The sequence below is a fragment of the Chryseomicrobium sp. FSL W7-1435 genome, assembly GCF_038595005.1.
Classification (GTDB): Bacteria; Bacillota; Bacilli; order Bacillales_A; family Planococcaceae; genus Chryseomicrobium.
Genome location: NZ_CP151997.1, coordinates 404,672 through 425,949 on the forward strand (window position 1 = coordinate 404,672; position 21,278 = coordinate 425,949).

Here is a 21,278-nt window from a genome sequence, read left to right on the forward strand (position 1 = left end):
TCAGGAATGGCAGTTCCTCTTCTTTTCTAGTACACTGAAAAGTATAACGTAATGAAATAAAGAGGGTATTCCATGAAAATGATTATTGGCCTGGGGAACCCGGGCAAGAAATATGAAAAAACTCGCCATAACATCGGCTTTTTAGTGATTGATGAGTTGGCTAAAAAATATGGTGTTGAGTTAAACCAAACCAAATTTCATGCACTTTACGCTATTGCTCATACACCGAATGGAAAAGTGTTGCTTGTAAAGCCGTATACGTACATGAACCTTTCAGGTGAAGCTGTTGCACCGTTAATGAATTACTACGGTGTAGAGTTAGAGGATACAGTTGTCATTTATGACGACTTGGATCTTGGAACAGGCAAGCTCAGACTTCGTCAACGTGGGAGTGCAGGCGGGCATAATGGTATTAAATCATTAATCCAACATTTCGGTACGCAAAACTTCAACCGTATTCGTATCGGTATTAGTCGGCCTCCTGGCACTATGAAAGTGCCGGACTATGTGCTGGCTAATTTTCGTGAAGAAGAACAGCTCGACATGGAGTTGGCGATTAAAAAGAGCGCCGACGCCTGCGCTTTATGGCTTGAAAAACCATTCCTAGAAGTCATGAATGATTTTAATGGTGCATAATTTACTCACTGCGGGCCTATACTGTCTATAAAAGGCGGTGGGCACATGATTCGTAGTCGATGTAAGCATTGTCGGCAAGAGACGAGTGCGATTCCGTATGAATCGTTCACACAAATCGTCGATACACTAACTAAACAAGAGGTACAGTGGCAGCCGCTTCTGACAGAAGAACTACCAGGACGATGGGTCGTGGATGGTATTTGTCTAGACTGTCGCGATGCTATGGAACGTAATCCACTCTACTTCTCATTAAACAAATGGATACAGTAACTGCTTTGGAATCAGCTCCAAAGCCTTTTTCTGTTTTCACTGGAGGATTTGCTATGCACGCTTTGCTACAACTATTGCAAGAAGAAAAGAAGGTGCGGGAATGGATTGACTCCCTTCGCGCAGGAACCGATCATCAATTGATCACAGGGCTGACTGGCAGCGCCCGGACACTTCTTGGAAAACAAATTTATGAAGAAACCAATCAATCGGTGCTCATCGTGACGCCGAATCTTTTGCATGCGCAAAAAGTGAAAGATGACTATACGCGAATCATGGGAGAAGATCGGGTATTTTTATACCCTGCAGATGAGTTAATTGCGGCAGATATGGCCATCGCAAGCCCTGAACTCCGTGCAGAACGCATAGAGACGTTGGATTATCTCTCGATGAATAAGAAAGGTGTTTACATTATACCTGTTGCCGCTTTCCGGAAAAAATTAACGCCCCGTACAGAGTGGGAGCAGCTGACATTGACCCTCCGAGAAGGAGAAGAGATTGAACCAGAGAGGCTCATTCAAACACTCGTCAATCTTGGTTACACTCGTCAAGGAATGGTCTCTTCACCAGGAGAATTTGCGACGCGAGGTGGAATCGTAGATATTTATCCACTTCAAGCAGAGCATCCCGTCCGTATCGAGCTGTTTGACACGGAAATCGATTCTTTACGTCAGTTTTCAGCTGAAGACCAACGTTCCATGGGACGTCTCAAAGACATACGCATCTTACCGGCAACAGATTATTTGTGGTCAGATGAAAAACGATTGGTGCTCAAAGAGAGACTTGAAATAGCACTTGGAGAATCTCTGAAAATAGTGAAAAATCCTCAAACTCAGCAGCAATTCATGGACAGTATTTCGCGTGAAATTGGACTGATCAAAGATGGATTATTGCCAGATGGAGTGGCCAAATACTTGCCACTAATGACTGGTCATACAGCCGAGCTTCTTGACTACGTAGGGCTAGACACATTAGTGATTTTCGATGAACTGGGCCGAATTCAAGAAACAGCCGAAACGCTCGAACGAGAAGAGACGGATTGGTTTATGTCGTTACTTGAAGAAGGGCTGATTGTTCATAAAGCGAAACCTGCGACTTCACTGAAGGCTGTTATGCAGAGCATGAAACAAAAGCAGATTTATTATTCTTTGTTTGCTCGTACCTTTGGTGGCATTCCGATCAAATCTACATTGAGTTTTTCCTGCAAGCCGATGCAAGAATTTCACGGGCAAATGCATTTATTGGCGGGAGAAATGGAGCGATGGGAGCAAGGGAATTTCCGCGTTATCATTCTAGCAGAAGGAAAAGAGCGTCTGGACAAGGTGCAAGAGGTACTCGAAGATTATGACATGTCTTCAAAGATCATTCATGAAGATGCCCATATTACAGAGCCGGGTGTTTATTTGCTTGATGGGGATGTGAATGCGGGCTTTGAATTGCCCTTGCAACGACTGACGGTTATAACAGACGCAGAATTGTTCAAATCGCGGCCTAAAAAGCGTACCAATCGTCAAAAGCTTTCAAATGCGGAACGGATCAAGAGTTATTCAGATATTAAGCCTGGGGATTGGATTGTTCATATTCATCACGGGATCGGCAAGTATATCGGCATTGAAACGCTGGAAATGAATGGTACGCACAAGGATTATCTGCATATTCGGTACAAAGGAGACGACAAGCTCTTTGTTCCGGTCGATCAAATCGACTTGATTCAGAAATATGTGGGTTCTGGTGAGAAAGAGCCAAAAGTTCATAAGCTCGGTGGGGCCGATTGGAAGAAGACCAAAATCAAGGTTTCGCGCGCAGTGGAGGACATTGCAGATGAACTTATCAAACTCTACGCTAAGCGAGAAGCTGAAGTAGGGCATGCCTTTGAGCCAGACAGCGACCTTCAGCAATCGTTTGAAGCTGCTTTTCCTTATGAAGAGACAGAGGATCAGTTACGTACAATTGAGGAAATCAAACGAGATATGGAAAAAGCGCGCCCTATGGATCGCTTAGTGTGTGGAGACGTGGGCTATGGGAAGACAGAAGTGGCTATCCGAGCAGCCTTCAAAGCGGTTATGGAAGGTAAACAAGTAGCGTTCTTATGTCCAACCACTATCCTTGCTCAACAACATTACGATACGTTGGTGGAGCGTTTCCAGGACTTCCCTATTGAAGTGGGCTTGCTTAGCCGCTTTCGAACGAAGAAACAACAGACTGAAACAACGACGGGTCTTAAAAAAGGCTTGGTAGACGTGGTCATTGGTACACACCGTGTCCTGTCAAAAGATGTGGAGTTCCATGACCTGGGACTGCTAATTGTCGATGAAGAACAACGTTTTGGTGTAAAGCATAAAGAAAAAGTTAAACAACTGAAGACCTCTGTGGATGTCATCACATTAACAGCTACTCCAATCCCAAGAACGCTTCATATGTCGATGATTGGTGTGCGTGACTTATCGGTCATCGAGACGCCACCGAAGAACCGATTCCCGATTCAGACCTATGTGGTGGAATCGAATGGTGCTCTTATACGAGAAGCTATTGAACGGGAGATGGCTCGTGGCGGCCAAGTGTTCTTCTTATACAACCGTGTAGAAGACATCACGCGTAAAGTAGAGGAAATTCAAAGTTTAGTTCCGTCTGCTCGTGTTGCCTATGCCCATGGTCAGATGACAGAGAGCGAATTAGAATCCATTTTAATCAGCTTCTTGCAAGGGGAATACGATGTGCTTGTCACAACGACGATTATCGAGACAGGCATCGATATTCCGAACGTGAACACACTATTTGTGCATGACGCGGACCGCATGGGTCTCTCGCAGTTGTATCAGTTGCGTGGCCGTGTCGGACGATCAAATCGCGTGGCTTATGCCTATTTCATGCATCAACGAGATAAAGTGTTAACAGATGTTGCCGAAAAACGCTTGCAGGCCATCAAGGAATTTACAGAGCTAGGATCAGGTTTCAAAATTGCCATGCGTGATCTTTCTATTCGAGGCGCCGGAAATTTACTTGGTTCACAGCAACACGGTTTCATCGATTCAGTCGGTTATGATCTGTATACGCAGCTTCTTGAAGCAGCCGTGGAGCGCAAGCGTACAGGAAAAGAAAAAGAAGAAGTGGTGGAGATTGAGATTTCCGTGCCGTTCGATGCTTATCTTCCGGACACGTACATTTCCGATGGCTATCAGAAGATTCAAATGTACAAGCGTATTAAGGCATTCGATAAAGAAGAAGAGTACCATGATATTTATGACGAGCTGCAGGACCGCTTTGGGGATGTGCCGCTAGAAGCAGAAAACTTGTTGCGTATTGCTCGCATGAAAGTGTGGGGGCGTCTAAGTGGCGTGGAAAGTATCAAAGAGCAAGGCGGTAAGTTAATCGTGCGCTTTGGAGAAAAAACCTCCCAACAATTTGATGCGGCAGTGTTCTATGAAAAATCGATGACGTACGGCAAACAAGTCAACTTCGGAGTAGACCATGGCCACTTCTTAATCAAAATTGACGTTAAGGGTGGCAAGCATCACCCATTTGACGTGCTTGAAAAAATGATGGAGTTGTCACCACAAGCGATTCGTCAGGCGTCTTAAAGGATTCTGTGCATAAACCTCTCGCGCTCTCGCCATACTATGGCAGAGATAGAAGAGTTTTTCCAAGAGAGGATGGCAGAATATGAAGGCAACAGGAATTGTAAGACGAATCGATGATTTAGGACGAGTCGTCATCCCAAAAGAGATACGGCGTACGATGCGTATTCGGGAAGGCGACCCTCTTGAAATCTTTACAGACCGAGAAGGGGAAATTATTTTAAAGAAATACTCCCCCATCCATGAGCTAGGTACTTTTGCCAGTGAATATGCAGAGGCGCTATACGAGACGTTGGGCACGCCAGTGATGATCAGTGATCAAGATGAAGTGGTGGCGGTGGCGGGTCTATCCAAAAAGGATTATATTAAGCGTCGCCTTGCCAGTCCGACAGAAGATACGTTGAATGCCAAAGAAAAGATTGTGGAGAAGCATGAGGAAAGCGTGGAGTGGATTCCAGGTGTGAAAGAAACCGTGCGCTCTTACGGTGTCGTCCCTATTGTGATGAATGGTGATGTGATCGGTGGTATGTTTATTTTGTCGAAAGTACACTATATCGGGGACCCTGAGATGAAAGCTCTTGAAACAGCAGCAAATTTTTTAGCAAAGCAAATGAATGGTTGATACGTAAGCCGTGCCTTGTGAAGGTTCGGCTTTTCGTTGCGGAAAATTTGGTATACTACGAGAAGAATGATGGAATGAGAAGGTGGTAGCCATGTCGACACAATGGAAAATGTCCAGTTATATGAAAGGTGCAGCCATGCTCACCATTTCAGCACTGTTGATTAAAATTCTTAGCGCTATTTATCGCGTCCCGTTCCAAAACATGGTCGGCGACGAAGGTTTCTACATCTACCAACAAATTTATCCATTCATCGGCATGATCACGACCTGGACTTCTGTCGGGTTTGCAGTCGCACTCGCCAAACTAATGTCTGATCAAATGGCCAATGGAGACATGGAAGCCGTTCAAAAAATCAAAAAAGTTGGTTTTACATATATCAGCATCATTTCTATCATCTTTTTCATCGCCTTTTTACTTGGAGCAGACGCACTTGCCCAAGCAATGGGAGACGAAAAACTCGCTCCTCTTCTACAAATCGGGGCTATCGTTCTGTTAGCTATGCCGTTTTTAGCCGTGCTGAAAAGTGTCTACCAAGCAACCGAACGCCTCACGCCACTCGCCTTTGCCCAAGTTATCGAGCAAGCCGTCCGAGTAAGCTTCATTCTCGTAGGTGCGTATATCGTGTTAAACTGGACCAATGATCTCTATGCAACAGGAGCAGTCGCCTTATTTGGAGCCAGTGTGGGGGAAGCAGCAGGCATCTTTCTTCTCGGGTGGTGGTTAACAAAAAAAGACCGTGCCATCCTCGGAAAGACGACATCTTCTTTGCCAACGAAAACGATTTTGCGAGACTTGACGTGGATCAGTATTAGCGCGAGCATCAGCAGCTTGTTTTTCCTGATGATGCAACTCGTCGATTCCATGACAGTCGTCAACGGTCTCACAGCGGCAGGAGTCGACCTGCAGCAAGCCAAAGAGACGAAAGGAATTTACGACCGCGTGCAACCGCTCATCCAGATGGGCATTGTGGTGACAACGTCACTTGCCTTTGCCTTGGTTCCGCTCATTGCAAGTCGCTCTAAACGACAAGACGGGCGTGGCGCGATGCCGTTCATTCAACTGTCCTACCGGGTCGCACTTGTCTTTGGAAGCGCAGCTGCTGCGGGATTGATTATCACGATGCCTTATGTGAATGAAACGCTATTCCAGACACGCGACTTGTCGGTCGTGCTCATGGTCGGAAGTGGCCAAGTCCTCTGGCTATCGTTGATTCTATTATTTATGGCCATCCTGCAAGGCGTGGGCCGTATTTGGCGTCCGACACTTTGGCTCGTGCTAGGGCTTGTCGTGAAAGCGTTAGGCAATGTCTGGTTAGTAGACAGTTACGGGGTTTTAGGAGCTGCACTTGCAGGGAACCTCGCAATGATTGTAGCGCTCGTGGGAGTCGTTTACGAACTGAAGCGTCACTGGCAGGACAGACTTGCGGGAGCTTCCTTCTATACAGGTCTTGCCCTTGCAGTAGGGGCAATGACTATAAGTGTTGTCGGTATCGAAGTAGTGCTCGACACTTTTCTTCTAGATGGCCTGCCGAGTCGGCTCCAAGCACTTATGATCACAGCGCTTAGCGTTCCGGTCGGTGTGGTTGTGTTCTTGACACTTATCATGAAGCACCAACTCCTACGACCAAAAGAATGGTACCTTCTTCCGTTCGGAAAACGCTTAGCAGGCGTCCAACTGCTCTTGAACCGAAAGAAAGGATGACACACATGCCAACTCTTACAATTATAGGACTAGGTGTAGCCGAGCTTGATCAGCTGCCACTAGGTCTTTATAAATTTATCAAACAAGCGAACTCTCTTTATATTCGTACGGAAGACCACCCTGTCGTTAAGGAACTGGCTGAAGAAGGGCTCACGTATACAAGCTTTGATGCCGTATATGAAAAGCACGATGACTTTTCAGCGGTATACCGTGAAATTGCCGACACTTTGATTGCGCTGGCCAAACAGCAGGATGTTATTTACGCGGTGCCGGGGCATCCACTTGTTGCTGAACAGACTGTGCAACATTTAATTGAAGCGGAACGTGCAGGCCAAATTTCTCTGCAAATCAAAGGCGGTCAAAGCTTCCTCGACCCATTATTTGCAGCCGTTCGCGTCGACCCGATTGAGGGGTTTCAACTACTTGACGGAACCGCGATGCGCCGAGACGATATTCAAATGAATCAACATTTGTTCATCGGACAAGTCTATGATGCGTTCAGTGCTTCTGAGGTCAAACTAACGCTAATGGAAAAGTACCCAGATGATTTCGCGGTGACCATTGTTACGGCAGCGGGTTCCTCAAAAGAAGTCATTCAGACGGTTCCCTTGTTCGAACTTGATCGTGTGATGGAACTCTCAAATTTAACGACAGTCTACGTGCCACCTGCAAAAGAACGCGACCAGCGCTACAAAGAGTGGCAGACGTTCCGCGACATCGTCGCAGTTCTTCGCAGTCCGGAAGGGTGTCCATGGGACCGTGAACAAACGCATGAGTCATTAAAGCGTTATGCGGTCGAAGAGGTCTATGAGTTGCTTCAAGCCATCAATGAACAGGATGACGAAGCAATCGTTGAAGAACTTGGGGATGTCTTGCTGCAAGTGTTTTTACATGCGCAGATTGGGGAAGATGAAGGGTACTTCTCTATGGAGGACGTGCTTGAGCAAATCTCTGCTAAAATGGTACGCCGTCACCCGCACGTTTTTGGTGATGTGACAGTGGATTCAACAGGCGAAGTGTTAACCAACTGGCAAGCTATCAAAGAAACAGAAAAACCAAAAGTGACGCACTTGTTAGAAGGACAGAAACGTCAGGATTCTTCTCTTCTCACATCTTTCAATTTCCAGAAAAAAGCGGCAACGGTCGGTTTTGACTGGCCAAATGTGGCAGGAGCATGGGACAAGTTTGACGAAGAACTACAAGAGTGGAAACAAGCGATTGAGCACGGGACGACCGAGCAACAGCTAGATGAACTAGGTGACGTTTTGTTCACCCTCGTTAACCTCGCGCGTTTTCTAAAGCTTTCGCCTGAACTTGCGATGCAACAGGCAAATCAAAAGTTTGAGCGACGTTTTCGCCACGTAGAGACGTCTGTACGCTCTGGTCGCGGCGAATTTAGTGACTACACATTGGACGAGCTAGAAGAATTCTGGCAACAAGCCAAGCAACTAGAAAGAGGGGAATAATATGCGTTTAGATAAATATTTGAAAGTCTCGCGTTTGATCAAACGTCGTACACTTGCTAAACAAGTAGCCGACCAAGGTCGAATCGAAATTAATGGCAAGACAGCAAAAGCGAGTAGCGATGTCAAAGCGGGTGATGAACTGCGCATTCGTTTCGGCCAAAAGGTCGTCATGGCTCGTGTAGAAAGTATTCGAGAGAATGCTAAGAAAGAAGAAGCGACGATGATGTTCACCATTCTAAGTGAAGAACGCCTTGCTAAAGTTGAACCTGAATTTATAGACGACGCGGAGTAGCCCACGGGCATACTCCGTTTTTCTTTTTCATATAGTGTGAGGAATGAAAGGAGAGACGACATGACGTATACCCAAGAATCGCCCGTATCTTCCCTCACAAGCAGTGATCACCACATCTCCCTCCGTAACCGTAAACGTATGGATGTCACAGCTGTTAAAGCCATGGAGCGCTTTGACGCAGAGGAATTTTTTGTGCGCACTTCACAAGGATTTATGACCATCAAAGGTGCCGACTTACGTATTGTTCATTTGGATGTAGACAAAGGTTTATTATCACTCGAAGGACTCGTCCAGAGCGTGCAGTATACAGAAGACGGAGGTAAAGATCCCGCTAAAGGGATTCTGCACAAACTTTTCGGATGAGTCCGGTTGAACAGCTAGCCCATCTGATCTTTTGGATAGCTAGTGGTATTCTCATGATGGCCTGGTTGGATGCCATTTGGTGCCGTCTGCAGCTGATACAAAAACGTTTGCGTCGTCAGCTGCTACCTTGGGCATTAGCTGGTGGAGTTATCTGCGCTGCTATCGTTTCAGCTTATATGACCATTCACTACGCACATGGCGAATGGCGTGTCTATGATGTGGTGGCACAGGGGAGTGGGGTCTTGCTCTACAGGCACTTCTTCCAGCAACCCATTCGATTGGTAGGGAGGGTGATGGACTTCATGTTGCTCCAACCAGTGTGGAAAATCCTCCATATCGCTGTGACCTTTATCCGACTAATTGTTCGAGTTCATGTTAAGCTTGTGGCAGGAATCTACCAATTGACCTATACTGTAGCGAGAAAAATATTTCCAACTACACTTCAAAGAAAGCTGAAAATTAGGTATACTAGAGCCAAACCACGTAGTAGGAGGAAACCCGATGAGTCCACATGAACGAACGAATCAGCTCGAACAGCAAATTTCATCTATTAATTCCGAATACGTGCGCTCGGTAGAAAAGAAAAAGAAGCGCCAACAGGCACAGCGTGTCCGCCTCTATCGTCGACTTGCCGTGTTTGCATTATTTGCGGTTGCGGTGATTGGCTTTTTGGTCCACTCGCTCGTTTCTGGCCAACAAACTTTGGCACAAAAACAAGAAACACAGGTAGTGGTAGAGCAGTCCTTAACAGAAACGTTAGAACAAAAGGAACTTCTCGAATTGCAAATTGCAAAGCTCAATGACGATGAATACATTGGCAAACTTTTACGTAAGGATTACTTCCTATCTGAAGAGAATGAGTTAATTTTCACGTTACCCACAGAGAGTTCCGACAAAAAATCAGACGAGTAAAAGAGTGCCATGATTGACACTCTTTTTTTGTTGGTTATAATTAGAGGTAGCGTGGCGTAGTACGTCACAGTGTAATTTTAAGGAGGAGCATTTTTTTTATGTCAATTGAAGTAGGCAGCAAGGTAGAAGGTAAAGTAACAGGGATCACAAACTTCGGAGCATTCGTAGAACTTCCAGGTGGAAAAACAGGTCTGGTACACATTAGTGAAGTCGCAGATAACTATGTTAAAGATATCAACGATCACTTAAAAGTTGGCGATATGGTTGAAGTCAAAGTGATGAATGTTGAAGCGGACGGAAAAATCGGATTGTCTATCCGTAAAGCAAAGCCGCAAGCTGAACGACCTGAGCGTCCTGAGCGACCACAACGTCCACGTAACAACTTCCGATCAAATGATCGTGATCGTCCACAACCAAAAGAGAACTTTGAATCAAAAATGACACGTTTCTTAAAAGATAGCGAAGAACGTTTAACTACTTTAAAGCGTGCAACGGAATCTAAACGTGGTGGCCGTGGAGCAAAAAGAGGCTAATCTTTGTTGACTGACTACGCGTAAAAAAGTGTTCATCATATAGAGTGTGTCAAAAGCCGTCCCTTTCAATGGGGCGGCTTTTTTGTGTGGGGTAGGTCTTTCTAGGAGGGGGTTGGGAAGTTAAGAGCTTTTTCTAGAAAGGGCTTGGGTAGCTGGAGGGGGTTGTTCTGGCTGGGTTAGTTTCCATAATACGACTTCGGTTCTACAAATCAGGTTACTTGCTGTATAAACAAGGTTACTTGGTCTAGAAATCGACTTGCTTGTCGTAGAAACGTCGTCACTTGTTCCAGAACGACGGCTCAGTTTCTAGAGTGGCGTTCCACATCTAACGCAATCGAGTTCCAGGCGTTAGAAATACATTCGAAAATCAATCGCACACCTAGAGGCATAGAGCGCCTCTATGCGCACGCTTGATTCCCGAAGCATTTCTGAGCAAACGCCTTCCACATCTAAACATAAAAAAGCACCAGCCCGCATAGTGTATGCGAACCAGTGCTTGTGATGACCCCTACGGGATTCGAACCCGTGTTACCGCCGTGAAAGGGCGGTGTCTTAACCGCTTGACCAAGGGGCCGAAAAATATGGTGGCGGCCGAGGGGATCGAACCCCCGACCTCACGGGTATGAACCGTACGCTCTAGCCAGCTGAGCTAGGCCGCCTTGTTTTTTTCGGACAATTAGTATCATACAAGTGCTGAGAAAAGAAGTCAATACAGTTTCACAAAAAACAAAGAAATTCGTCGAATTTTTTTTTGCAAAGCACGCGCAGGCTGACAGGTTTTTTCGGAATACTCCCGTAAGCTGATGCTTATGAGAAGGAGGAATTCGTTATGCGTTTTATTTCACTACCCCAACCTTGGCACCATCTAGCCGCTTGGCGCTTGCAGCTGGCTCATAAAGAAAAGTGGGTCGTCACGTTGTTTTTTCTGTGGTTGTCATTCTTTTGCACACAAGTCGTGTTGTTCGATCAGACCATTCCGTTTTTCTTACCTGTATGGGCACTCGTTTCCATTCGTTACCCTGACTATAAGCGCTGGACCATCATAGGGGCCCTGTTTGGGGCGCTTACGCTGGGAGTCGGCCAAGGGATGATTCATTTTTTGCAAGTGCTCCTTTTTCAAGTACTAAGAAAAGTTCCCCTGCTACCTCGCATCACGCTCTCCATGCTAATCGTGCAAGTCACCTGGCAATGGGTTTCGTATGGACAACAAGTACCACTCGATGTGTGGCTGGCCATTGGGTACGAGGTCGTCCTTAGTGTCATTGTCGCGATGTTGTTGTTTCGAGTCTTTTTGCCTCTTCCGAAGATGTGGGTTGAAAAGTGGACAACCGAACGTATTGTTGGCTTAATGATGTTGTTTGCGTTAATGCTAACGGGCATGCAATACATGCTAGTAGGCTATTTTTCAGTGCCAATCATTTTACTTCAATTAAGTTTGTTAGTTGCTGGAGCAGTGGGAGGCGCTGCTTTATCTACGCCTATTGCCGTGGCAGCCGGCTTGTTGCTCGGTCTCAGCACACTGTCTTACAGTGGCATGATGGCTGTCTATGCGCTCACGGGCTTATTTGTAGGGATTCATAGACGTGCGGGGAGACTTTGGCAAACCATTGCCATGCTTGGTGTACTCATCTTTTTCCGCTTCTACGACACGACCTTACCAATTGAGGAAGTCTTTTTATCTTCAACCGTTTTTGCCTCTTTACTATTCTTTGCAGTTCCTAAAGGGTGGATTCAGCAGTTACAACAGTGGGTGCAGCCTAAAGAGAATCGGCAGGCTAATCAACGATTCGAATGGATGGAGGCTCGTTGGAAACGGCATATGCGGGAAGCCCAGTCCTTCTTTCGCTATGTAGGGGATGTGATTCGCAGCGAGACGGCTGCAGCAACGCAGTTAGGGGAGCAGACCTTGCCAGTTCCCTGTCAGTCCTGTTACCGCAAGGCGAGTTGTTATGAGAAAGGAGAGATGGGAACGTTACTGGACACTTGGCAATCACAACAAGGTGCGGCCAAGCGTCAAGCGGAGCTTGCGATGATGAAGCGTTGTATCAAACCGAAGACACTTGTTCAATCGCTCGAAGCAGAGCGGCAGCATCATTTGCTAAGTCTTCATTATGATCATGCCCGGCAGTTGTTTGCCTCAAAGCTTGATGGCTTGGGGGAGGAAATTGAGCATTTCATGGAAGCCCTACAAGTTCCTGCTGGAGAACAAGAAGATCAGCTCTTTCAATTGCTTCGCATGCAACATGTGCCAATTTGGCAAATGGATATTCTCAGCAATGAAAGGGGACAACGGCACATTCGTTTATCCTTGAGTGAGTCGTGTACGGAAGCAGAAACCCAAGAAATTGTCGCACTTGTCAGTAGTTGGGCGGATGAACCGATGGAATGCAGTGATCGACGTGCACTTGTGGAGCCGTTTGAACATCAAGAATTACTGATTACTTCCGCTATTGCGTTTACAATATCCGCCGACGTTGCGACGTCTTCAAAAAACGGCACCATTCGTAGTGGCGATCAACACTTCTTGTTTCCCGTCCATGATGGGCTGTTTGCTGTATTGCTTGCAGACGGAATGGGCCACGGGGAGCTTGCTACCAAAGAAAGCGGGTGGATGATGGAATGTATGCAGCAGGCGCTGTGGCAACGAGTCGACCCTGAAACAGCGCTGCACTTTTTGCATTACATTACAGGACTGCGAATGACAAGTGACGTTTACGCCACGATGGATTTGGCGCTTATCGACTTACAGCTCGGTCGACTGCACTCTTGGAAAGCGGGTGCAATGTCCACTTACATTGTTCGCGGCGGCACTTGCACAAGCCTCAATCATCAAACGGCGCCACTTGGTTTTTCTAGCAACTCGGCATTGGCAGAACAAAGCATGGAATTGAAACACGGCGATCAAATTTGGATGATTTCGGATGGGATTTTCCAAGAAACGATTGAGCTAGACATTCAAGAACAGCAATACATGAAATGGTGGACTGAAAAATCACCAACCGCTGCTGAATTTATGGAGTGGCGCAGTCGCTATTTTGGAGTAGCAACAGATGACCAAACCGTGATTTGCCTCCACGTCTCAAAACGACTGCCAAGCTGGTCGCTTTTTACTCCTCGTCAAGTGACGCGCGTGGTAAACTGAACAAAAAGGAGGCGTGAGGATGGAGCAAGACGTACTGGCGTTTATGAAACAACAAAAAATGACCCATGAAGGAAAGCGACTACTGCTCGCCTGTTCAGGAGGAGCGGACTCGGTTGCTCTTGTTCGGTTCTTTCATAACCATGCCTCCCATATGAACTGGACATTAGGAATCGTCCATGCAGACCACCAATTGCGCGGAACCGCTTCTACAGAAGACCGACTTTTTGTAGAAGCCTTAGGGAAAGAGCTTGATATCCCTGTTTATAGTCACCAACTCCCTGTCCCTGAACGTTTAAAAAAGGGTGGGAACACGCAACAGGTATGCCGTGAGGAACGGTATACCTATTTTGCGTCTGTGCTACATACTTACGCCTACGATGTTCTGGCATTTGGTCACCATGCAGATGATCAAATCGAGACGGTGCTTATGGGTCTGGCAAAAGGACTAGACCTGTCTTCTCCAGGTATTCCTCTCACGAGAGAGTGGCAAGGGAAAATCCTTATTCGTCCGTTCTTAGGTGTTACTAGAAAAACCATTGAACAGTACTTACATACCGTGCATCAATCCTACCGAGAAGATGCAAGCAATGCCTCTGATACTTACACTCGTAATCGCTTTCGTCATCATATTATTCCTCTCTTCTACCAAGAGAGTCCAGCGTTTGACCACCATATCCAGCGTTTTGTAGAAGCGCGGCAACAAGATGAAGAAGTACTGATGGCTCTTGCAACTGAAAAATTTGAACAGTTCGTGACAGATTCTTCGAGTGGCTCTGTAACCCTTGATAATACAACGTTTTCTGAGATGGCGATTGCTTTACAACGCCGCGTCATTCTTTTACTATGGAAGTACTTGCAACCGGAAGGGCCTCCCTTATCGTCATCACTTGTTTCTGCAATTGTGTCGGTCTGTCAAAACACGGAAGGGTCACAGAAAGTTTCACTACCTCGAGACTTTCAACTCATACGGGCTTATCAAACCGTCCGAGTGGCTCGACAACAAGTGGATGTTGCATTGACAGAAGAGGTTCTTCCTCTTGACCGCTGGGTACAAGTGGCCCCGGGTGTGCAACTGCTGATCACCAATAATGAACTAGCACGAGAAGGAGAGCGCTGGTATGCCAACATAGACGAGTCAGACTTGCCGCTTCGCGTCCGCGCTAGGCAACCAGGAGATTTAGTAGATCTTGGAACCCATCACAAGAAGGTGGCACGACTTTTTATTGACAACAAAGTACCCGTCGAAAAACGCGAGGGCTGGCCACTGCTTGTCACACAAAAGAATGGTATACTAGGACTAATCGGCTTACGCTATAGTAAACAGCTGACTAAATCAAAAAAAACCCCTTGGGTGATATGGATAAAACAGGAGGATTCCACATGTTAGAGAAGGATATTCAAGAAATTTTATTGACGGATGAGCAAATTCAGGAAAAGGCAAAAGAACTTGGTGCAGTACTGTCACAAGAGTATGCAGACAAGTTTCCACTTGCAATCGGTATTCTGAAAGGCGCTATGCCGTTCATGTCTGATTTAATGAAGCATGTGGATGCGTATGTAGAAATGGACTATATGGACGTTTCGAGCTACGGAAATGCAACGGTTTCTTCTGGAGAAGTAAAAATTGTAAAAGATTTAAACACAAGTGTTGAAGGCCGCGACATCATCATCGTTGAAGACATTATTGACAGCGGGAAAACGCTGAGCTACTTAATTGATCTCTTCAAATACCGTAAAGCAAAATCTATTAAAATTGTTACATTGCTAGACAAACCATCAGGACGAAAAGTACAACTAGAAGCAGATTATGTAGGCTTCTTAGTTCCAGATGCTTTTGTAGTCGGTTATGGTCTTGACTACGCAGAAAGATACCGCAATCTCCCTTATGTGGGCGTATTGAAAAAAGAAGTCTATTCGTTTTAATGCGTGACATCTCGGATTAAAGGCATTTCATTGTACGTGCTAATTTTCCTATGATAAGATATTCTATAGTTTTTTGAACGACAAGAAAGTGGAAAATCTTTCTTTCATCACCTAAAAACAACCTCATCTCACCTACGTGAGATGTGATTTTTTGACTAAGTCCGTTAGGAGGCTAGGAATGAATCGAGCACTGCGCTACGCGATACTATATTTACTAATCTTTTTCGTGATCGTTGGGATATTTGCTACGTTTAATCAAAGCGGGGCGCCGACAGAAGATCTTACTTCAGACCAATTTATTGATGCCATGGAAAATGGCGAAATTGAAACATTTACGTTACAACCTGTAAACAATGTCTACGTCATTACAGGTGAAATGGTGGGTGCAGCAGAAGGTGAAACATTCAATGCTCGTATTCCATTCACAGGTCAATTCTCTGAGCAAGAGATTTATGAGCTTGCTGAAGCAAATAATATAACTAAGTGGGACACGCTAGAAGCTCCACAAACAAGTGGTTGGGTACAGTTCTTAACAGGACTTCTTCCATTCCTAATCATCATCATTCTTTTCTTCTTCTTATTAAGCCAATCACAAGGTGGCGGAAACCGCGTGATGAACTTCGGGAAGAGCAAAGCGAAGTTGTACGATGATAAAAAGAAAGCAAAATTTGAAGATGTGGCCGGTGCTGACGAAGAGAAAGCGGAGCTTGTTGAGGTCGTTGACTTCTTAAAAGATCCACGCAAATTCGTAGAACTTGGCGCACGTATTCCAAAAGGGATCTTACTTGTTGGTCCTCCAGGAACAGGGAAAACGTTACTTGCCCGTGCAGTTGCAGGGGAAGCTGGCGTACCGTTCTTCTCGATTTCCGGTTCGGATTTCGTTGAGATGTTCGTTGGGGTCGGAGCATCCCGTGTACGTGACTTATTTGAAAATGCTAAGAAAAATGCACCATGTATCATCTTCATTGATGAGATTGATGCAGTTGGTCGTCAACGTGGAGCCGGGCTAGGTGGCGGTCACGATGAACGTGAACAAACGTTGAACCAATTACTAGTTGAGATGGATGGATTCGGTGCCAATGAGGGAATTATCATCGTTGCTGCAACTAACCGACCAGACATTTTAGATCCAGCCTTGCTTCGTCCAGGACGTTTTGACCGTCAAATTACAGTAGGTCGTCCAGATGTAAAAGGCCGTGAAGCCGTTCTAAAAGTACACGCACGTAACAAACCACTATCTGAGGGTGTGGATTTGAAAGCGGTAGCGCAACGTACACCTGGTTTCTCAGGAGCAGATCTGGAGAACTTATTGAACGAAGCAGCCCTTGTGGCGGCTCGTCGTAATAAAAAGAAAATTGATATGCACGATATTGACGAAGCAACTGACCGTGTCATTGCAGGTCCTGCGAAGACGACAAAAGTAATCTCTGAAAAAGAACGCAACATCGTAGCTTTCCACGAAGCGGGACACGTAGTTATTGGGTTGACGCTTGATGACGCAGAGACTGTTCATAAAGTAACAATCGTTCCACGTGGTCAAGCAGGTGGGTATGCTGTCATGCTCCCTAAAGAAGATCGTTACTTCATGACGAAACCAGAACTTCTCGATAAAGTCTCCGGCCTTCTTGGTGGTCGTGTTGCAGAAGATATCGTATTCGGTGAAGTATCTACTGGAGCTCATAATGACTTCCAACGTGCGACAGGCATTGTCCGTAGCATGGTAACTGAGTACGGAATGAGTGATAAACTCGGACCGATGCAGTTTGGTCAATCACAAGGAGGAAACGTCTTCTTAGGACGTGACTTCAACTCAGAGCAAAATTACTCTGATGCGATTGCTTATGAAATTGATCAAGAAATGCAGCGCATGATTAAAGAACAATATGCGCGCACGAAAGAAATCTTAACGGAAAAACGTGAACTTCTAAACTTGATCGCTAAAACGCTACTTGAAGTGGAAACACTTGATGCAGCGCAGATCATTCACTTAAAAGAACACGGAACTCTTCCTGAACGTAAATTTGAAGAGCCATCAGTTGAAGAAACGCCTTCTGATGCAACAGGTGCACCTACAGATCCATCAACGGGTGATTTGCCATCAGAAACTACTCCTTCAGAAACTGGCGCAGAAAATCCAATTCAAGAAGACCGTAAATAAGCTAAGCGTAGGCGCCTCCTCGGTGCTTACGCTTTTCTTTCTGTCAGGTCGCTGTGGTATGATTCAAGGTGAAATGAGGGACACGTATGATACTTGTAATGGACATCGGTAATACCAATATCGTGCTCGGGGTCTACCACAATGACCAACTGCAGCACCACTGGCGGATGGAAACAGACCGCATGAAAACGGAAGATGAATACGGTATGCAGGTCAAGGCGCTCTTTCAACACGCGGGTCTTGATTTTGGGGATATCGATGGCATCATCCTGTCGTCCGTTGTTCCGCCCATCATGTTCTCTTTAGAGGCCATGTGTACAAAGTACTTTAAACAAAAACCTTTAGTTGTAGGTCCTGGCGTCAAAACGGGGCTCAACATTAAATATGAAAATCCACGAGAAGTCGGTGCAGACCGGATTGTGAATGCGGTAGCTGGCATACACTATTACGGAGCGCCCTTGATTATCGTAGACTTTGGTACGGCAACAACATACTGCTACATCAATGAACAAGGTGATTATATGGGTGGAGCGATTGCACCAGGTATCGGCATTTCGACTGAAGCACTCTTTTCACGAGCAAGTAAACTGCCCCGCATTGAATTGACAACACCAGGTCATGTGGTCGGGAAAAACACGGTATCGGCTATGCAGGCGGGAATTGTCTATGGTTACGTCGGCCAAGTCGAAGGAATCGTGACGCGCATGAAAAAAGCAGGTGCTACACAGGCAAAAGTTATCGCGACTGGCGGGCTTGCGCCGTTGATTGCAGCAGAGACTGACATCATCGATCAAATCGATCCGTTCTTAACATTAAAAGGACTGTATTTACTCTATAAACGAAATGAGAAAGTAGGAATGAACAATGAGTGATTATTTAGTACGCGCATTAGCGTTTGATGGACAAGTACGTGCCTTCTCAGCACGCACAACAGAAATGGTAGGAGAAGCACAACGCCGACATGATACATGGCCGATTCCTTCAGCTGCTCTAGGGCGTTCAATGACAGCAGCCGTCATGATGGGGGCTATGTTAAAAGGGGAAGACAAATTAACGGTTAAAGTCGAAGGAAATGGACCAGCTGGCCCGATCATTATCGATGCCAATGCGCACGGAGAGGCTCGTGGTTATATTTCCAACCCGCACGTCCATTTTGACTTGAATGAACAAGGTAAATTAGATGTTCGTCGTGCAGTGGGGACAGAAGGCGCCTTGACAGTTGTAAAAGATCTTGGGATGCGCGACTTCTTTAGTGGACAAGTACCGATTGTCTCTGGGGAAATTGCTGAAGACTTTACGTACTATTATGCCACTTCAGAACAAGTGCCTTCTTCTGTAGGATTAGGTGTTCTGGTCAATCCAGATAACACGATTTTGGCAGCGGGTGGATTTATTATTCAATTAATGCCGGGCACGGAAGATGAGACAATTACAGAGATTGAAAATCGTCTTTCTCGTATGGAGCCTGTTTCGAAATTGATTGAACGGGGCTTAACTCCTGAAGAGTTGCTTCAAGAGATTTTAGGAGAGAACAACGTCCAGATTTTGAATAATCAACCGGTCAGCTTTAGCTGCAACTGCTCTAAAGATCGATTTGGTGCAGCCATAATTTCTCTCGGTCCAGATGAAATTCGTGATATGATTGAAGAAGATGGCGGTGCTGAGGCGCAATGTCATTTCTGCATGGAACAGTATCACTATAACGTAGATGAACTGGAGACAATGATTGATGAGGCCCAACGACCGAACTGAAGTACGGAAAACTAAACGATTAAAAACAAAACCTGTCCTACTTGTGATGGGTCTTCTTCTACTTGGAAATGTGCTGTGGTTCATTGCATGGCTCATTCCAAATTCGGGGGGGACAACAGAGACCGTTGCCCAGGTTGAAGGCGATGCGATTCGTCACGAAGAATGGGTGGCAGAGATGGAGTCGCGAGTAGGACGTGAATCACTGGAAGCTCTCGTTAATGAGAGAGTGATGGAAGCGGCGGCAAAAAAGCACGATATCCAAGTCAGTGATGAAGAACTTGAACTCGAGCTTGCCCTTTACCGCTCTGCTACAGAGGCTACAGATCAGACATTTTTAGGATTAAATGAAGAACAAATGACAAAGAAGATCCGGGCTCGGATTATTCTTGAAAAGGTGCTTGCGAAAGACATTGTGGTAGAAGAGACAGCGCTCAAAGCCTATTACGAACAGAATAAAACGTTGTATGAAGTGCCCACTTCTTATGATGTAAAAGCCATTTTCGTTTCTTCTCAAGAAGAAGCAGAGTCTGTGAGACAAGAACTAGAGAACGGATCTTCCTTTGATGGCCTTGCTCGTGAACGTTCCATCGACGCAAGTACGGCAATACTTGGTGGATCACTTGGATTTGTTAGTGCCAATACCACTGCGTTAGACCCTAATCTTGTGCGAGCAGCAAGTGAACTTGAGCCGATGGCAATCAGCCAACCCTTACCACTGGCAGAGGGCGGCTTTGCGATTGTTCAAGTACAAAGTGTTTCGGAAGGAAATGCGTTTAGCTTTGATGAAGTAAAGGCGCATATTCAGCGAGAGTTAGCGCTTGAACAACTCCCGCAATCGGTAACACCGCGTGCCTTCTGGGAAGAGTTTGATGCTAGCTGGTTATACGAGAGTGAAAGCTAATATTTGACAGACAATTTAGTGAATTGGTATGCTAACTTTAAACCTATCAAAAAACTAGGAATTAGGAGTGAGCGCATGGCTAGAACAGCACAATCCATTATAGATCTTATAGGACATACCCCGATCGTTAAGTTGAACCGGGTTACAAATGACAATGACGCAGAAGTTTACTTGAAATTAGAGTACTTCAATCCAGGGAGTAGCGTAAAAGATCGAATTGCTCTAGCAATGATTGAAGCCGCTGAAAAATCAGGGGACTTAAAACCAGGGGACACACTCGTTGAACCGACAAGTGGGAACACAGGTATCGGTTTAGCAATGGTAGCAGCTGCAAAAGGCTATAATTCCGTACTGGTTATGCCGGATACGATGAGCATAGAACGTCGTAACCTATTACGTGCGTATGGTGCAGAACTAGTATTGACACCAGGTGCTGACGGCATGAAAGGCGCCATTGCAAAGGCTGATGAGTTGGCAGCTTCTCAAGGCTACTTTATGCCCCAGCAATTCAATAATGAAGCAAACCCAGAAGTACATCGTTTGACTACCGGCCCTGAGATTGTAAAGGCGTTCGATCAGTTAGATGGTTTCGTAGCTGGGATTGGAACAGGCGGTACGATTACAGGAGCAGGCGGTGTACTGAAAGAAAGCTTCCCAGGCATTCACATTGCTGCTGTAGAACCAAAGGATTCACCTGTACTTTCTGGGGGGTCACCAGGACCTCATAAAATTCAAGGTATCGGTGCTGGTTTTGTTCCACAAGTGTTGAACACAGAGATTTACGACAGCGTGATTCAAGTTTCAAATGAAGATGCTTATGCGATGGCTCGTGAAGTAGCAAAAGCAGAGGGTATTCTAGGTGGCGTTTCTTCAGGTGCAGCCATTCATGCGGCCCTGCAATTAGCAAAAGAGCTAGGTAAAGGCAAGAAAGTGTTAGCCATCATTCCATCGAATGGTGAACGCTATTTGAGCACGCCTCTTTATAATTTTGAAAATCAATAAGAACACGTGAACAGAGACCGTCCAATGGCGGT

At 45.8% G+C, this 21,278-nt stretch carries 19 protein-coding genes and 2 tRNA genes; 19 read left to right on the forward strand and 2 right to left on the reverse strand.

The window, feature by feature from the left end; all coding sequences use genetic code 11:
• Window positions 1-72: 72 nt before the first annotated feature.
• From pth to MKY84_RS02295, 11 genes are all read left to right on the forward strand, one after another.
• The gene (pth, locus tag MKY84_RS02245) at window positions 73-636 is read left to right on the forward strand and encodes an aminoacyl-tRNA hydrolase (RefSeq protein ID WP_342527482.1); all 564 of its coding nucleotides are present in this window, start codon (window positions 73-75) and stop codon (window positions 634-636) included.
• A 45-nt stretch (window positions 637-681) separates the two neighbouring features.
• Window positions 682-906 (forward strand): anti-sigma-F factor Fin, encoded by a 225-nt coding sequence (locus MKY84_RS02250; protein WP_342527484.1) that lies wholly within the window; start codon window positions 682-684, stop codon window positions 904-906.
• Between the two features lie 53 nt (window positions 907-959).
• On the forward strand, window positions 960-4,481 hold the full coding sequence (gene mfd / locus MKY84_RS02255) for a transcription-repair coupling factor (protein WP_342527487.1): 3,522 nt from the start codon (window positions 960-962) through the stop codon (window positions 4,479-4,481).
• A gap of 82 nt (window positions 4,482-4,563) precedes the next feature.
• Window positions 4,564-5,100 carry a stage V sporulation protein T gene (gene spoVT, locus MKY84_RS02260; protein ID WP_342527489.1) on the forward strand — a complete coding sequence of 179 codons (537 nt, stop codon included), beginning with the start codon at window positions 4,564-4,566 and terminating at the stop codon, window positions 5,098-5,100.
• A 91-nt stretch (window positions 5,101-5,191) separates the two neighbouring features.
• Window positions 5,192-6,802, forward strand: coding sequence for a polysaccharide biosynthesis protein (locus MKY84_RS02265; protein WP_342527490.1), 1,611 nt, complete (start codon window positions 5,192-5,194; stop codon window positions 6,800-6,802).
• Window positions 6,803-6,807: 5 nt separating this feature from the next.
• A complete protein-coding gene (mazG, locus tag MKY84_RS02270; protein WP_342527493.1) occupies window positions 6,808-8,268 on the forward strand; it encodes a nucleoside triphosphate pyrophosphohydrolase in 1,461 nt (486 codons plus the stop codon).
• Window position 8,269: 1 nt separating this feature from the next.
• Window positions 8,270-8,560, forward strand: a complete 291-nt coding sequence (locus tag MKY84_RS02275; RefSeq protein WP_342527494.1) for an RNA-binding S4 domain-containing protein — start codon at window positions 8,270-8,272, stop codon at window positions 8,558-8,560.
• A gap of 60 nt (window positions 8,561-8,620) precedes the next feature.
• Window positions 8,621-8,923, forward strand: coding sequence for a sporulation protein YabP (gene yabP, locus MKY84_RS02280; protein ID WP_342527497.1), 303 nt, complete (start codon window positions 8,621-8,623; stop codon window positions 8,921-8,923).
• Complete coding sequence (gene yabQ / locus MKY84_RS02285; RefSeq protein ID WP_342527498.1) at window positions 8,920-9,438, forward strand: spore cortex biosynthesis protein YabQ; 519 nt, start codon at window positions 8,920-8,922, stop codon at window positions 9,436-9,438. The genes yabP and yabQ overlap by 4 nt, the downstream gene beginning before the upstream one ends.
• Window positions 9,425-9,835, forward strand: coding sequence for a septum formation initiator family protein (locus MKY84_RS02290; RefSeq protein ID WP_342527499.1), 411 nt, complete (start codon window positions 9,425-9,427; stop codon window positions 9,833-9,835). Before yabQ ends, MKY84_RS02290 begins: the two co-directional genes overlap by 14 nt.
• A gap of 98 nt (window positions 9,836-9,933) precedes the next feature.
• Entirely contained in the window at window positions 9,934-10,368 is a 435-nt protein-coding gene (locus MKY84_RS02295; RefSeq protein ID WP_342527500.1) for a S1 domain-containing RNA-binding protein, read from the forward strand.
• Window positions 10,369-10,870: 502 nt separating this feature from the next.
• Here the strand turns inward: MKY84_RS02295 and MKY84_RS02300 are convergent.
• Both MKY84_RS02300 and MKY84_RS02305 read right to left on the reverse strand, forming a co-directional pair.
• Window positions 10,871-10,942, reverse strand: a tRNA-Glu gene (locus MKY84_RS02300).
• A gap of 8 nt (window positions 10,943-10,950) precedes the next feature.
• A tRNA-Met gene (locus tag MKY84_RS02305) sits at window positions 10,951-11,027 on the reverse strand.
• Window positions 11,028-11,197: 170 nt separating this feature from the next.
• Between MKY84_RS02305 and MKY84_RS02310 the strand changes: the two genes are divergently transcribed.
• The 8 genes from MKY84_RS02310 (at window position 11,198) to cysK (ending at window position 21,246) form a co-directional block, all read left to right on the forward strand.
• The gene (locus MKY84_RS02310) at window positions 11,198-13,510 is read left to right on the forward strand and encodes a SpoIIE family protein phosphatase (protein WP_342527501.1); all 2,313 of its coding nucleotides are present in this window, start codon (window positions 11,198-11,200) and stop codon (window positions 13,508-13,510) included.
• Window positions 13,511-13,529: 19 nt separating this feature from the next.
• Window positions 13,530-14,897 (forward strand): tRNA lysidine(34) synthetase TilS, encoded by a 1,368-nt coding sequence (gene tilS / locus MKY84_RS02315; RefSeq protein WP_342527502.1) that lies wholly within the window; start codon window positions 13,530-13,532, stop codon window positions 14,895-14,897.
• Window positions 14,891-15,433, forward strand: a complete 543-nt coding sequence (gene hpt, locus MKY84_RS02320) for a hypoxanthine phosphoribosyltransferase (protein WP_342527503.1) — start codon at window positions 14,891-14,893, stop codon at window positions 15,431-15,433. Before tilS ends, hpt begins: the two co-directional genes overlap by 7 nt.
• 178 nt (window positions 15,434-15,611) lie before the next feature.
• Window positions 15,612-17,591 carry an ATP-dependent zinc metalloprotease FtsH gene (ftsH, locus tag MKY84_RS02325; protein WP_342527504.1) on the forward strand — a complete coding sequence of 660 codons (1,980 nt, stop codon included), beginning with the start codon at window positions 15,612-15,614 and terminating at the stop codon, window positions 17,589-17,591.
• Window positions 17,592-17,677: 86 nt separating this feature from the next.
• Window positions 17,678-18,463, forward strand: coding sequence for a type III pantothenate kinase (locus MKY84_RS02330; protein ID WP_342527505.1), 786 nt, complete (start codon window positions 17,678-17,680; stop codon window positions 18,461-18,463).
• Window positions 18,456-19,343, forward strand: coding sequence for an Hsp33 family molecular chaperone HslO (hslO, locus tag MKY84_RS02335; RefSeq protein WP_342527506.1), 888 nt, complete (start codon window positions 18,456-18,458; stop codon window positions 19,341-19,343). The genes MKY84_RS02330 and hslO overlap by 8 nt, the downstream gene beginning before the upstream one ends.
• Entirely contained in the window at window positions 19,321-20,244 is a 924-nt protein-coding gene (locus MKY84_RS02340) for a peptidyl-prolyl cis-trans isomerase (protein WP_342527507.1), read from the forward strand. The genes hslO and MKY84_RS02340 overlap by 23 nt, the downstream gene beginning before the upstream one ends.
• Window positions 20,245-20,319: 75 nt before the next feature.
• Window positions 20,320-21,246, forward strand: a complete 927-nt coding sequence (cysK, locus tag MKY84_RS02345; protein ID WP_342527508.1) for a cysteine synthase A — start codon at window positions 20,320-20,322, stop codon at window positions 21,244-21,246.
• Window positions 21,247-21,278 lie beyond the last annotated feature (32 nt).